The sequence below is a fragment of the Streptosporangium sp. NPDC002607 genome (assembly GCF_053592655.1).
Genome location: NZ_JBSFWD010000071.1, coordinates 25215 through 38809, shown reverse-complemented (window position 1 = coordinate 38809; position 13595 = coordinate 25215). Strand labels below are relative to the sequence as shown.

At 70.0% G+C, this 13595-nt stretch carries 12 protein-coding genes; 8 read left to right on the top strand and 4 right to left on the bottom strand.

The window, feature by feature from the left end; all coding sequences use genetic code 11:
* Positions 1-1017 precede the first annotated feature (1017 nt).
* The 3 genes from ACWD3H_RS42735 (at position 1018) to ACWD3H_RS42725 (ending at position 1777) form a co-directional block, all read left to right on the top strand.
* Positions 1018-1149, top strand: a complete 132-nt coding sequence (locus tag ACWD3H_RS42735) for an ALQxL family class IV lanthipeptide (RefSeq protein WP_355562476.1) — start codon at positions 1018-1020, stop codon at positions 1147-1149.
* A gap of 67 nt (positions 1150-1216) precedes the next feature.
* Positions 1217-1345, top strand: coding sequence for a hypothetical protein (locus tag ACWD3H_RS42730; RefSeq protein ID WP_451959087.1), 129 nt, complete (start codon positions 1217-1219; stop codon positions 1343-1345).
* Positions 1346-1570: 225 nt separating this feature from the next.
* Positions 1571-1777 carry a hypothetical protein gene (locus ACWD3H_RS42725; protein ID WP_355562482.1) on the top strand — a complete coding sequence of 69 codons (207 nt, stop codon included), beginning with the start codon at positions 1571-1573 and terminating at the stop codon, positions 1775-1777.
* A 61-nt stretch (positions 1778-1838) separates the two neighbouring features.
* On the opposite strand, the gene ACWD3H_RS42720 is transcribed toward ACWD3H_RS42725, so the two are convergent.
* Complete coding sequence (locus ACWD3H_RS42720) at positions 1839-3908, bottom strand: RecQ family ATP-dependent DNA helicase (RefSeq protein ID WP_451959089.1); 2070 nt, start codon at positions 3906-3908, stop codon at positions 1839-1841.
* A 207-nt stretch (positions 3909-4115) separates the two neighbouring features.
* Between ACWD3H_RS42720 and ACWD3H_RS42715 the strand changes: the two genes are divergently transcribed.
* Entirely contained in the window at positions 4116-5519 is a 1404-nt protein-coding gene (locus ACWD3H_RS42715) for a SulP family inorganic anion transporter (RefSeq protein WP_451959086.1), read from the top strand.
* Complete coding sequence (locus tag ACWD3H_RS42710; RefSeq protein WP_451959085.1) at positions 5504-5737, top strand: STAS domain-containing protein; 234 nt, start codon at positions 5504-5506, stop codon at positions 5735-5737. The genes ACWD3H_RS42715 and ACWD3H_RS42710 overlap by 16 nt, the downstream gene beginning before the upstream one ends.
* 83 nt (positions 5738-5820) lie before the next feature.
* Here the strand turns inward: ACWD3H_RS42710 and ACWD3H_RS42705 are convergent, their stop codons facing one another.
* On the bottom strand, positions 5821-6642 hold the full coding sequence (locus ACWD3H_RS42705) for a TauD/TfdA dioxygenase family protein (protein WP_355562488.1): 822 nt from the start codon (positions 6640-6642) through the stop codon (positions 5821-5823).
* A gap of 246 nt (positions 6643-6888) precedes the next feature.
* Between ACWD3H_RS42705 and ACWD3H_RS42700 the strand changes: the two genes are divergently transcribed.
* On the top strand, positions 6889-7473 hold the full coding sequence (locus ACWD3H_RS42700) for a GNAT family N-acetyltransferase (protein WP_355562490.1): 585 nt from the start codon (positions 6889-6891) through the stop codon (positions 7471-7473).
* A gap of 206 nt (positions 7474-7679) precedes the next feature.
* On the top strand, positions 7680-10172 hold the full coding sequence (locus tag ACWD3H_RS42695) for a DNA gyrase/topoisomerase IV subunit A (RefSeq protein WP_451959084.1): 2493 nt from the start codon (positions 7680-7682) through the stop codon (positions 10170-10172).
* A 187-nt stretch (positions 10173-10359) separates the two neighbouring features.
* On the opposite strand, the gene ACWD3H_RS42690 is transcribed toward ACWD3H_RS42695, so the two are convergent.
* Positions 10360-10677: a hypothetical protein gene (locus tag ACWD3H_RS42690; protein ID WP_030920235.1), complete on the bottom strand. Its 318-nt coding sequence runs from the start codon at positions 10675-10677 to the stop codon at positions 10360-10362.
* 165 nt (positions 10678-10842) lie between these two features.
* On the opposite strand from ACWD3H_RS42690, the gene ACWD3H_RS42685 reads away from it, so the two are divergent.
* Positions 10843-11337: a beta-class carbonic anhydrase gene (locus ACWD3H_RS42685; RefSeq protein ID WP_350925814.1), complete on the top strand. Its 495-nt coding sequence runs from the start codon at positions 10843-10845 to the stop codon at positions 11335-11337.
* Positions 11338-11356: 19 nt separating this feature from the next.
* Here ACWD3H_RS42685 and ACWD3H_RS42680 read toward each other — a convergent pair whose 3' ends face one another.
* Positions 11357-13426, bottom strand: a complete 2070-nt coding sequence (locus ACWD3H_RS42680; protein ID WP_451959083.1) for a DNA gyrase/topoisomerase IV subunit B — start codon at positions 13424-13426, stop codon at positions 11357-11359.
* Positions 13427-13595 lie beyond the last annotated feature (169 nt).

Genomic DNA, 13595 nt, shown 5'->3' with positions numbered 1-13595 from the left:
CGCCGGACAGCGGGGCCGGGCGGGCCACGGGCTCACGCGGGCTGCGCGGCCGACCACGGCGGGCGGCGGTCGATACGCGCGAGCACCTCCGGGAAAATGTCCCCCAGGACGTGACGGTCTGCACCGGAGACGCCGTCCCCCGCCGAACCACGTTCACTCACGACGCCGAATCTCCATTCGTGTTCTCCGGCAAGCCATTGGTGCGAAACGACTGCCCGGATCTCGCCCGTGACCGGTTCCGCTGGTAATCCTCCGGACGCGGACCAGCCTGCCAGCGGCGCCTAATGTCGGCCTAAGGTCTCCACGCCCGCAGGCCGGCCCGTGCCGGAGTGCGCATTAAGAGCGACTAAGTGGCCCGTAAGAACCCCCGGTTACCGTCGGCATCGTCAGGAGTACACGTCGGCAACTCCCCGGCCCCAAGAGGAGAGCTCGTTGAGCACCGAGTTGGACGAGTACGAAGCGGCACTCCAGGAAAGCCGCCAGGGACTCACCGCCGATCCGGCCACAGCCCCGCCGTTCTCCCGGTTGCGAGGGCTGGCCTTTCGCACAGTGGATGCTGCGGTACAACGCACACGGCACTTACCTGACGCATGACGTCGAGCGCTGGATCGCCGGCGCAGTGCCGCCGGTGAACGCAGCCGCGTGAGCGCGCGATCACACCACCAAGCTGCGGGTTCGCAAACAGCCCGGGTCCCGCTGTGACGCCTCCGACGCCGTGAAGGGCCTCTGCTCCTTCACGGTGCATCTCGGCTCCGCCACACCCTGAGAAAGGGCTGGGAAGCTGAGCACGCCACTCGTTTTCAGTCCGGAATTCTTTGAACGGCGCATCGCGCAGTGGCATACGGCCATGCGGTCGACAACGGATTCCCTCCTCGACGCCGTATCGGCGAAGGAGCCGGTGGATCTCCTGGACTTGATCCCTGACCGCACGCCCACGGACTCCGCCGGCCTCGCCGGCGGACATCGAGACCCCCGCATCACCGGCGGAGGTCTTTCCCCAACCGAAGGAAATTCACGATGGAACTCGACATCCAGGCTCTGGACATGCTCCCCGCCCAGCCGGAGAGCCTCCTTAGGCCGTGCCTCGGCATCACCTGCCTCAAGTGGAGCTGCCTCACCGACATCACCACCATCACGACCGGCCTCTAACCCGCGACGATCCGCGTCGGCGGATCAGGACGGATCCCCGCGAACCGTTTTCTGAAGGAGATCCACAATGGGGCTCGACGTCCAGGCTCTGGACATGCTCCCCGCCCAGCCGGAGAGCCCCCTTTACCCGTGCGACATCACCTGCCAGAGCTACCGTTCCTGCGCCGCGTTCACCTGCGGGTCCACCGACCACTGAGGCTCCGCGTGACCGACCGGCCGAGGGGCGTGTTCCCACCAGGCGGGCACGCGTGCACCGGCAACGGAGACGGCTCGGCCGGCGTGGCATGAACGCTCCGCCTGCGGTGAGGCCCGCGCCTTCACCGCAGGCTTCATCCCCACCTCAATCAGGCCGCCCGCGTGCGGCACGCCTGTTCGCAGCCATCTCCAAAGACGGCCGGCCCCGACCTGAGAGGGCAGCCTCATGACGAAGATCCGGCCTGACGGATTTCACAACCCCTACCAGGCGTACGGCCTGCGCCTGCCCGAGGACCTGACGGGCGTCACCTTGCGCCGGCTGTGGCGACGGCGCAGGGCACGGCTGAAGGCGGCCGGGCTGGGAGCCTTCTCCCGATCCGGCAGGCCGGGACGGGCGGTGACCGCCCTTCGGATCGCCGAGCCCCGGCCCTAGCCCGTATCCCCGGCCGGGAGGGCTGATCTCCGAACCGCGAGCCGCACCGTCCGGCGCTCTCCTAGCTGGTGACCGCCAGGGCGAGGGGCAGCACGGCGGGGGCTCCGGCGTGGCGGAGCATGGCGGCTCCCAGGGTCATCGTCCAGCCCGTGTCGATCTGGTCGTCGACCAGCAGGAGCGGTCCCTGGGCCGAGGCGACGGCCGCGCCCAGGGCGGAGGGCAGGGCGAGGGTGCCCCGGATCGCCTGGACCCGCTGCGCGCTGTTGAACTGCCGTCCCGGCGGGCCCGACCGGTAGCCGAGATCGCCCAGATAGGACAGGCGCCCCACCTGGGCCAGCCGCTCGGCCAGGCTGCGGACGAGCTGTGGGCGGCTGCTCGAGGGCACCGCGACCACGCCGACCGGGCGCTGCGCCCACTCCCAGGACGACAGCACCTTGACCACGGCGGCGAAAACGTCGTCGGGGATCGGCCCGTCGGAGGCGCCGTCGGCCAGCAGGCCGCGCAGGCGATTGCCCCAGCCGATGTCGGTGAGCCTGCCCAGCACCCGCCCCGGCTCGGCGCCCAGTTCCGGCCTGATCCGGCCCTTGAGATCGGTCAGCCCCGTCGGCCACTGCCTGCGCGCCTCGACCTCCACCCCGGGCCGGCGAAGCCGGTCGGCCGCCGAACGCACGGCCTGGGAGTCCACTTCGGGCGAGCGGTGCGCGCCGGTGCAGTTGTCGCAGCGCCCGCAGGGGGCAGCGGTGTCGTCGTCCAGGCGGCGGCGGAGGAACTCCTCACGGCAGCCGGTGGTGTCGAGGTAGTCGAGCATGGCCCGTTGCTCGGCCTCCCGCTCGGCGGCGACCCTGGCGTAGCGCGGGGCGTCGTACTCCCAGGGCTCGCCGGTGGACTCCCAGCCGCCCTTGACCCGGCGCACGGCGCCGTCGACGTCGAGGACCTTCAGCATGGTCTCCAGGCGGCTCCGGCTGAGATCCACCCGGTTCTCCAGGGCGGCCGTGGACATCACTCCGCCCTCCTCCAGCGCGGCCAGCACGGCCCGCACGACGGGCTCCGGCGGGAAGGCCAGCGAGGCGAAGTACGCCCAGATGTCGCGGTCCTCGGCGCCGGGCAGCAGGATCACCTCTGCCCGCTCGACCCCGCGGCCCGCCCTGCCGACCTGCTGGTAGTAGGCCACCGGGGACTGCGGGGCTCCGACGTGGATGACGAAGCCCAGGTCGGGCTTGTCGTAGCCCATGCCGAGCGCGGAGGTCGCGACCAGCGCCTTGATCTTGTTGTCCAGCAGCGCCTGCTCGGCGGCGAGCCGCTCGGCCTGTTCGGTCTGCCCGGAGTAGGCGACCACCTCGTGGCCCTGCTCGCGCAGGTAGGCGGCGATCTCCTGGGCGGCGGCCACGGTGAGCGTGTAGACGATGCCGGAACCGGGGAGCTCGTGCAGCGTGCTCGCGAGCCAGGCCAGGCGCTGCTCGGCGCCGTGCAGGCGCACGACCCCGAGATGGAGGCTGTCGCGCTCCAGCGCGCCGCGCAGCACCAACGTCTCCTCGCCCATCTGCTCGGCGACGTCGCGGGTGACCCTGGCGTTGGCCGTGGCGGTGGTCGCGAGGACCGGCACGCCCTCGGTGAGCTCCCCGAACAGCGTGCGCAGCCGCCGGTAGTCGGGACGGAAGTCGTGGCCCCAGTCGGAGATGCAGTGCGCCTCGTCGACCACGATCAGGCCCGCGCTCTCGGCCAGTTCGGGCAGCACCTGGTCGCGGAAGTCGGGGTTGTTGAGCCGCTCGGGGCTGACCAGCAGCACGTCGACCTCACCCTCGGCGACCTGGTTGTAGACCCGCTCCCACTCCTCGGGGTTGGCCGAGTTGATCGTGACCGCGTTGATCCCGGCGCGCTCGGCGGCGGCGATCTGGTTGCGCATCAGGGCCAGCAGCGGGGAAACGATGACGGTGGGCCCCTCACCCAGCTCGCGCAGGAGCGCGGTGGCGATGAAGTAGACGGCCGACTTGCCCCAGCCGGTGCGCTGCACCACGAGCACCCGGCGCCGGTCCATGACCAGTGCCCTGATGGCCGACCACTGGTCCTCGCGCAGCCGGGCGTGCTCCCCGGCGAGCGCCCGCAGCCGCCCCTCGGCCTCTTCTCGCAGCATCTGCTCTTCACTCACCGGTCATTGGTACCAGGTCCAGCCGACTGTTTCACTCCGGACTCCGGCGGTGCCTTCCGCCCGGACGACGTCGCGCGACGATGGCCGAACCTTGACCGAACCGCCGGAGCCTCTTCGGTTCCCCCCCGTGGGCACCGGTAGGACAGTGGGATCACCAACCGGGCACACCAGGGAGAACCGCGCTCCACCCACATGCCGAACCTCAGCAGGCTGCGCGCCGACACGGTGGCGGGGATCACCACTGCCTCCGTCGTCCTGCCCCAGGCGGTGGCCTACGCCACCATCGCCGGGCTGCCCGTGCAGGCGGGCCTGTACTGCGCGCTGGTCCCGATGATCGTCTACGCGCTGCTCGGCACCTCACGCCCGCTGTCGGTCAGCACCACCTCCACCCTGTCCGCGCTGACGGCGGCCGCCCTCGCGGCGACACCCCCGGGGATCGCGCCGCTGACGGCCGCCTCGACGCTGGCCGTGCTGACCGGGGTGATCCTGCTGGCCGCGAGCGTCCTGCGGCTGGGATTCCTCGCCGACTTCATCTCCGACCCGGTGATGACCGGCCTGAAGAGCGGGATCGGCCTGACCATCGCGGCCGGCCAGCTCAGTACGGTGATCGGCGTCCACGCGGAGGGAATCAAGGTCTTCGACCGGCTGCTCTCCGCGGTCGGCAGGCTGGGTGAGGCCAACGTGCCGACGATGCTCGTGGCGGCCGGGGTGCTGGTGCTGCTCGTCGTGCTTCGGCGGGTGCCCCATGTGCCGGGCCCGCTGGTGGCGGTGACGATCGTCACGCTGATCAGCTTCCTGGCGCACCTGTCCTCGTACGGCGTGGCCACGGTCGGCAGGGTGCCCGGCGGCCTGCCGACCCCGCTCCTGCCCGACCTCGGCCTGGTAAGGACACTGGCGCCGATGGCCCTCGGCATGGCGCTGCTCGCCTTCGTGGAGTCGATCACCGCGGCGAGGATCTTCCGGCACCGGGACGACCCGCCGCTCGACGCCGACCGGGAACTGCTCGCACTCGGACTGGCGAACGCCGTGGGCGGGATCTTCCGCGCCTACCCGGCGACGGGTGGGATGACGCAGAGCGAGATGAACGACGCCTTCGGCGCCCGGAGCCAGCGGGCCGAGATCGTGACCGCGCTCTGCACCGCGGTGGTGCTGCTCCTCCTCACCTCGGCCCTGGCCCCGCTGCCCACGGCCGTCCTGGGCGGGATCGTGCTGACCATCGCGGCACGCCTGATCGACGTCCACGGGCTGGCGGCGATCTGGCGGGCCAGCCGGCCGGAGTTCGCGCTCGCCTGCGTCACGATGCTGGTGGCGGTCGGCCTCGGCATCATGCAGAGCGTGCTGGCCGCGGTCGTGATCTCGATACTCCTGCTGCTGCACCAGGTGGACAACCCGCCGATCTATCCCCTGGGCCGCGATCCGGAGTCGGGGGCCTATCGCGACCTCAGGCGTCACCCGTCGGACGAGACCGAGCCGGGGCTGCTGATCGTGCGTATCGAGAGCCGCCTGTACTTCGCCAACGCCCGGCGGGTGGCGGATCGGGTGAGGTCGCTCATCGAGGCCACCACCCCCCGCCCCGGGCGGTGCTCCTCGACCTGACCGGCGTGCCCGGCATGGATCTCACCGCGGTGTCGGTGGCCAGGGAGTTCTACGGCCTGGTACGACAGCACGGCATCGACCTGTGGATCGCCCTCGACAGCCTCCAGCCCCTTGAGCTTCTCGGGCGTATGGGCATCGGGGGGTGGCTGTCCGACCGGGGACGGTTGCACCCGGACGTGGAGGCCGCCGTCACGGCCTACCGCGCCCGCGGCTCCTAGGCCCCGCCCCTTGGATCCTTTGCCCACCGCGGCGAGACACCACCTGACCGATCCTCGCCACGGTGAGATCCGCCAGGCAGGGCCTAGGCGTCCAGGTGTTCGGGGAAGGCGTTGATCGTCACCCGGTGCATGCGGCGGCGCTCGGTGTAGTCGGCGACCGCGTAGTGCTGGGTGCTCCGGTTGTCCCAGAAGGCCAGCGTGCCCGGCCGCCAGTTGAGCCGGACCTGGTATTCGGGAGAGCGGATGTGGTCGATCAGGTAGGGCAGCAACGCCTCGTTCTCCCGGTCGGACAACCCCACCAGCCGTGTGGTGGAGGAGCGGTTGACGAACAGCGCCTTGCGTCCGGTCTCGGCGTGCGTGCGCACCACGGGACGCTCGATCGGCGGCCATTTGGCCTGGACCTGCTCGAGGTCGAAGTCGTGCCCCTTGGAGATGGCCTTCTTCATCGAGGCCGTGATGTCGTGGATCGCGGTGAGCTCGTCGCAGAGCCGCTGGATGGGCGGCGAGAGCGTCTCGTAGGCCAGGTGGGCGTTGGCCCAGAGGGTGTCACCGCCGATGGAGGGCAGTTGCACGCAGCGCAGCAGCGAGCCCATCGGCGGGACCGGCTCGAAGGTGTTGTCGCTGTGCCACTCGTCGCCGCCCTCGCCCTTGGGGTCGGTCTGGTCGAGGACGTGGATGGCGGTGCCACCGTCCTTCTTGAAGGCGGGGTGGTTGATCGAGCCGAAGTTCTCCGCGAAGCGGATGTGCTCTTCGTCACTGATGTGCTGGTCGCGGAAGAAGAGGACCTTGTGCTCCAGCCAGCCTCGCCGGATCTCCTGGGCCTCCCCCTCCGACAGTGGCTTGCGCAGGTCGACACCGCTCACCTCGGCGCCGATGTGCCTGGTCACGGGCTTGAACTCAATCATCTTCGGACGCCCCTCCATCGTGGCCGCACGGCATTCGCGAAGGTTAGGTCATCCTTACCCAGCCCTCTTTCCGAGCCTAGCCCGATCCACTAAAACAAGCAATTGCTTGGTAAAGAATACGCTCCGGACCGGTGCCGGTCGAGGGCGGACCCCGCCCACTGCGGACCCCCTCGCGAGGAGGTCGCGCCGGGTCGGCGGGGAGCGAGGGAACTGGCAGGCTCCGCGCCATGGTTTGATGCATCCACTATGGACGTCACCACCTGGTATCTCGAACAGACCTCACGCTCGGACCTGCTGCCCGCCAAGTCGCCGTCGATCGAGGTCGACGTCGTACCCGCCGAGGTGCCCTCGCCCGAGTTCAGCCGGTTCCTCAGCACGGCCGTCGGCGGAGAATGGCACTGGACCAACCGGCTGCCGTGGACCTGGCTTGAATGGAGCGACTGGCTGGAGGGCGGCGTGGAGACGTGGGTGGCCTACCACCGCGGCACCCCCGCGGGCTACGTCGAGCTCGCCCCCCAGGACGACGCCACGGTCGAGATCACCTGCTTCGGCCTCCTGCCGTGGGCGATCGGCAGAGGCGTCGGCGGCCATTTGCTGGAGGTCGGCACCGCCAGGGCCTGGGACCTGGCCGACCGGCAGCCCGGCCGGGAGCCGACCCGGCGGGTGTGGGTGCACACCTGCTCCCTCGACAGCCCGGTGGCGCTCGCCAACTATCAGGCCCGCGGCTTCAGGATCTACGACACCAAACTGAACGTGCCCGACGACGAGTACGAGGGGGAGACCCCCGGCCCCTGGCCCGGGGCGGGCCCCAGGACCCGCGACACTCCCTGACACCCCGCCCGGAACGGCGGTAGCCCTCGGCGGCAGGCCGGGGAAGGCCCGAAGGTGTCGGATGAGCTGGGTATGGTATCGAGTCTCGGTACCATACCGGCCCGAGGCTCCCAGGGGAGCCGGTGCAGGCGGTTCGACCACGAAGACAGAAGGAGGATGCGCCTCCCCCTCGGCCTGACGGCCGGGGCGCGCGCGCAGGAAATCAGATGGCTCGACGGACGACCACACCCCCGACCGACGAGGGCTTCGAGGAGCGGATCGTCGACATCGACGTTTCCACCGAGATGCGCACCAGCTTCCTCGAATACGCATACTCGGTCATCTATCAGCGTGCGCTGCCGGACGCCAGGGACGGCCTCAAACCGGTCCAGCGCCGCATCCTCTACTCGATGAGCGAGATGGGCCTCCGGCCCGACCGGGGCCACGTCAAGTCCTCGCGCGTCGTCGGCGACGTGATGGGCAAGCTCCACCCGCACGGCGACACCGCCATCTACGACGCGCTGGTCCGGATGGCCCAGCCGTTCTCGATGCGCCTGCCGCTCATCGACGGGCACGGCAACTTCGGCTCCCCCGACGACATGCCCGCCGCGATGCGCTACACCGAGGCCCGGCTGGCCTCGGCGGCCATGGCCGTGGTCCAGTCGATCGACGAGGACACCGTCGATTTCAAACCCAACTACGACGGCCAGGAGACCGAGCCCACGGTCATGCCGTCGGCCTTCCCCAACCTGCTGGTCAACGGGGCCACCGGCATCGCGGTCGGGATGGCCACCAACATGGCGCCGCACAACCTCGTCGAGGTCGTCGCCGCCGCCCGCCACCTGATCAAGAAGCCGGAGGCGACGCTCGACGACCTGATGCGGTTCGTCCCCGGCCCCGACCTGCCCACCGGCGGCACGATCATCGGCCTCGACGGCATCCGCGACGCGTACGCCAAGGGCCGCGGCACCTTCCGGATGCGCGCCAAGTGCGCCATCGAGCAGGTCAGCCCCCGCCGCAAGGGCATCGTCGTCACCGAACTGCCCTTCAACGTCGGTCCCGAGCGCGTGGTCACCAAGATCAGGGAGCTGGTCACCGCCAAGAAGCTCCAGGGCATCTCCGACCTCAAGGACCTCAGCGACCGACACAAGGGCCTCCGCCTGGTCATCGAGATCAAGAACGGCTTCATCCCCGAGGCCGTGCTGGAGGAGCTCTATCGGCTCACCCCGATGGAGGAGACCTTCGGCATCAACAACGTCGCGCTGGTCGACGGCGAGCCGCGCACGCTGGGCCTGCGCGAGCTGCTCCAGGTCTACGTCGACCACCGTATCGACGTGGTCCGCCGCCGTTCGCTGTACCGCAGGCGCAGGCGCGAGGAGCGGTTGCACCTCGTCGAGGGCCTCATCGTCGCCCTGCTCAACATCGACGAGGTGATCCGGGTCATCCGTTCCTCCGATGACTCCGCCCAGGCCCGCGAGCGCCTGACGCAGGCATTCCAGCTGTCGGAGATCCAGGCCAACTACATCCTCGACACCCCGCTGCGCCGCCTGACCCGCTACGACAAGCTGGAGCTCGACCGCGAGAGCCAGACGCTGCGTGACGAGATCGCCGAGCTGACCGCGATCCTGTCCTCCGACGACAGGCTCCGCAAGGTCGTCTCCGACGAGCTCGCCCAGATCTCCAAGACCTTCGGCACCCCGCGCCGCACGGTGCTGCTGGAGTCCTCGGGGGTGGCGAGGAACGTCTCGGTCCCCCTGGAGGTCGCCGACGACCCCTGCCTGGTGCTGTTCTCGTCCACCGGACTGCTGGCCCGCACGGCCGACGCCTCGCCACTGGCCGGCGACGGTGACCGCTCGGCCCACGACGTGCTGGTCTCCGCGGTGCGGAGCACGGTCAGGGGCGAGGTGGGCGTGGTCACCAACCAGGGGCGGATGATCCGGGTCCAGGTGGTCGACCTGCCCACGCTGCCCCGCTCGGCCAACCCGCCGTCGCTGTCCGGAGGCCATCCGGTCACCGAATACGTCACCTTCAACCCGGGTGAGACCGTCGTCGGCGTCGGATCGCTCGACCCCGACGGGCCCGGCCTGGCACTGGGCACCGCGCAGGGCGTGGTCAAACGGGTCGTCCCCGACTACCCGGCCAACCGCGACGACTTCGAGGTCATCGGCCTCAAGGACGGCGACACCGTGGTGGGCGCGGTGGAGCTGACGAGCGAGGACCACGACCTGGTCTTCATCACCTCTGAGGCCCAGTTGCTGCGCTACCCCGCCTCCGTGGTCCGCCCGCAGGGCCGCCCGGCGGGCGGCATGGCCGGCGTGCGGCTGGACGGGGACGCCGTGGTGATCTGGTTCGGCGCGGTCGACCCCTCCCGCGAGTCGCAGGTCGTGACGATCGCCGGCTCCTCGACCGCACTGCCGGGCACCCAGATCGGTGGCGCCAAGATCTCCGACTTCGCCGAATACCCGCCAAAGGGTCGCGGCACCGGCGGTGTCCGCGTCCAGCGGTTCCTCAAGGGCGAGGACGTCCTGCTGCTCGCCTGGGCGGGCCCCGGCCCGGCCCGCGCGGTCTCGGCCGTCGGCAAGCCCGTGCCGCTCCCCGAGGAGCTGGGCCGCCGCGACGGCTCCGGGGTCCGGCTCACCCACACGGTGTCGGCCGTGGGCGGCTCTCTGTGCGCCGAGGACGGCCGGCAGGACCAGGGGGCGGCCACCTCCCCGGAATGATCTCATCCCCCGTGCAGGACCCCGAGGAGCCCCCGTCAGGACGACGGGGGCTCCTCGGGGTCGGCGGGGATGACGGTCCCGCGCACCGGGCGCCGGCGTCGCGTCCTCCGGCCCCCGCGGCGCCACCCGGCAGGTCTCGGGTTTCGGGGCGTGCCCCTCCCGCGGCGCTCGGGATTCGCTCGGGATCTCAGGTGAGCGCCCCCTGGAGTGCGAACCTGATGGCCATCAGCAACTGCCAGGGCTCACCCGACTCCCAGAAGCGGATGACCCGGGCGACACGATCCGGCGGATCGAAGCCACCGGCCCCGTACGGCCCAAAACACCCCGCCTCCACGAGGACGGCCACGAACGGGTCGTCCTCCTTCAGGGACCGGGTGTAGGCCGCCGCGTCGAGCAGGGCCAGTGCCGAGCGCGCGTTGCGCCCCCCGTCCCTGGACTCCACCCGGTCCAGCTTCCGCCTGCCCTGGTCACGGAGATAGTCGGCCAGCGATTCCGTCCTGCTCATTACCCTCTCCACCTCCCGGACTTTGAGTGACGACATCATCACTCAATGTGAGTCCAGGTGGTGGGATCTTGGTGAAGTCGTCACCTGAGGCGCCCCCGACAACTCTCACCAAACGGGCATGACGCATCATTAGTCCGTTAACTTCATCGACCGAGGGATGCGTACGTGAGTGCCTTTGACGACCTGCTGGCCGCCAACGAGGAGTTCTCCGCCACGTTCACCGACGCGGAACTGACCGGCAAGGCGGCCCGCGGCCTTGCGGTGGTCACCTGCATGGACTCCCGGATCGATCCGCTGGGTCTCTTCGGCCTGAAACCGGGCGACGCCAAGATCCTCCGCAACGCCGGAGCCAGGGTGACCGACGACGTGCTGCGTACGCTCGTCCTGGCGGTCAACCTGCTGGCGGTGGAGCGGGTGCTGGTCATGCCGCACACCGACTGCGGCATGACCAAGGTCACCGACGACGAGGTGCATGCGATCGCCGCCCGCCGCGGTGTCGACACCCGGAGCCTGGACTTCCACACCGTCCCCGACCAGGACGCGGCGCTACGCCACGACCTCACCCGGATCAGGACCAGCCCGTTCCTTCCGGCGGGCATGCCGGTGGGCGGCGCCATCTACGACGTACGCACCGGCAGGCTGATGCCGGTCGAGATCTGAGCCTCGGGATCCGGCCCCGCTACGCGTCGATGTGGTCGCGGTCGATCTCGGCCGCGCTGCTCACGATGAACTCCCGGCGCGGGGCCACGTCACTGCCCATCAGGAGGGCGAAGATACGCTCGGCCTCCTCGATGTCCTGGATGCGGACCCTGCGCAGGGTGCGGTGGCGGGGCTCCATGGTCGTCTCGGCCAGCTGGTCGGCGTCCATCTCGCCCAGGCCCTTGTACCGCTGGACCGGGTCCTTCCAGCGCTTACCCCTGCGCTCCAGATCACGCAACACCTTGTGCAGCTCGGCGTCGGAGTAGCAGTAGACGTATTTGCCGTGACCGCGGCTGGGGTTGATGACCTCGATCCGATGCAGCGGCGGCACGGCGGCGAAAACGCGCCCGGCCTCGACCATCGGCTTCATGTAGCGGTGGAACAGGGTCAGCAGGAGACAGCGGATGTGCGCCCCGTCGACGTCGGCGTCGGCCATCAGGATGACCTTGCCGTAGCGAGCCGCCTCGATGTCGAAGGATCGGCCGGAACCCGCCCCGATGACCTGGATGATCGCGGCACACTCGGCGTTCTTGAGCATGTCCGCGACGGACGCCTTCTGCACGTTCAGGATCTTGCCCCGGATCGGCAGCAGCGCCTGGAACTCCGAGTCGCGGGCCGCGCGGGCGGTGCCCAGCGCCGAGTCACCCTCGACGATGAACAGCTCGCTGCGGTCGACCTCGTCGCTGCGACAGTCGACCAGCTTGGCGGGGAGCGCCGAATTCTCCAGGGCGGTCTTGCGGCGCTGGTTGTCGCGGTGCTCCCGGGCGGCGATACGGGCCTTGGCCGCCGCGACGATCTTCTCCAGGACCGCGCGGAGCTGTGGCTTCACAGTGCGCGACGGGTTGGCGAGCAGTTCCTTGAGCTCGCGCGAGACGACGTGGGCGACGATCCGGGAGGCCGCCGAGGTGCCCAGGACCTCCTTGGTCTGGCCCTCGAACTGCGGCTCGGGCACCCGGACGGTCACCACCGCGGTGAGCCCCTCCATGATGTCCTCGCGGGTGACCGGGGCGTCGCCGTTCTTGAGCAGGCGGGTCTCGCGCAGCTGCTCGTTCAGGGTGCGGACGAGGGCGCGCTCGAAGCCGTTGACGTGGGTGCCGCCCTTGGGGGTGGCGATCACGTTGACGAAGGACCTGACCGTGCTGTCGTAGCCCTTGCCCCAGCGCACCGCCACGTCCACGGTGAGCTCGCGCTGGACCTCGGTCGGGGTCATGTGCCCCAGGTCGTCGAGGACGGGGACCGTCTCGTGGAAGTGGCCCACGCCCCGCAGGCGCAGCACCTCGCAGACCGCCTCGTCCCGGGCGAGGAACTCGGTGAACTCCGAGATGCCGCCGTCGAAGCGGAACTCCTCCTCGGTCGCCTCCTCGCCGCGGCTGTCACGCACGGCCAGGGTCAGGCCGGGGACCAGGAACGCGGTCTGGCGCAGGCGGACGTGGATCTCGTCGAGGGAGACCTCGGCCTCGGGGAGGAAGATCTGGTGGTCGACCCAGAAGCGCACACGGGTGCCGGTGACCTTCTTCGCGGCGCCGCCGTCACGCAGCCCCGACTTCTTCTTGAACTTGGCCTTGGGCCCGTCGCCGTCGAAGACGCCGGGAACGCCCCGGCGGAAGCTGATCTCGTGGATCCGGCCGTAACGGTCGACCTCGACGTCCAGCCGCGAGGAGAGGGCGTTGACCACGGAGGCGCCGACGCCGTGCAGGCCACCGGAGGCGCCGTAGGAACCGCCGCCGAACTTCCCGCCGGCGTGCAGCTTGGTGTAGACGAGCTCGACGCCCGCCAGACCGCTCTTGGGCTCGATGTCGACGGGGATGCCCCGGCCGTCGTCACGGACCTCGATGGAGCCGTCGGCGTGGAGTTCGACCTCGATGCGGGTGCAGTAGCTGGCCAGGGCCTCGTCGACCCCGTTGTCCACGATCTCCCACAGGCAGTGCATGAGACCGCGGCTGTCGGTTGACCCGATGTACATACCGGGGCGCTTGCGGACGGCTTCGAGCCCCTCCAGCACCGACAGGTGGCGGGCCGTATAACCCGTCTCCGCGCTAACTGCGGTCACACCCACTCCCAGCTCTGTCGAACACGTGTGCGCAGCTTACCGTTCTTCCCACCGCGACGCGTACAAGCTTGCCATCCGGTGGACAACGGCGTTACATCCAGCGTGATCATCGTTACTTTCGGCCGCTTTCCGCTCTGGGCGTAGCAGGGGGTCGGTTGGGAACGTTCGT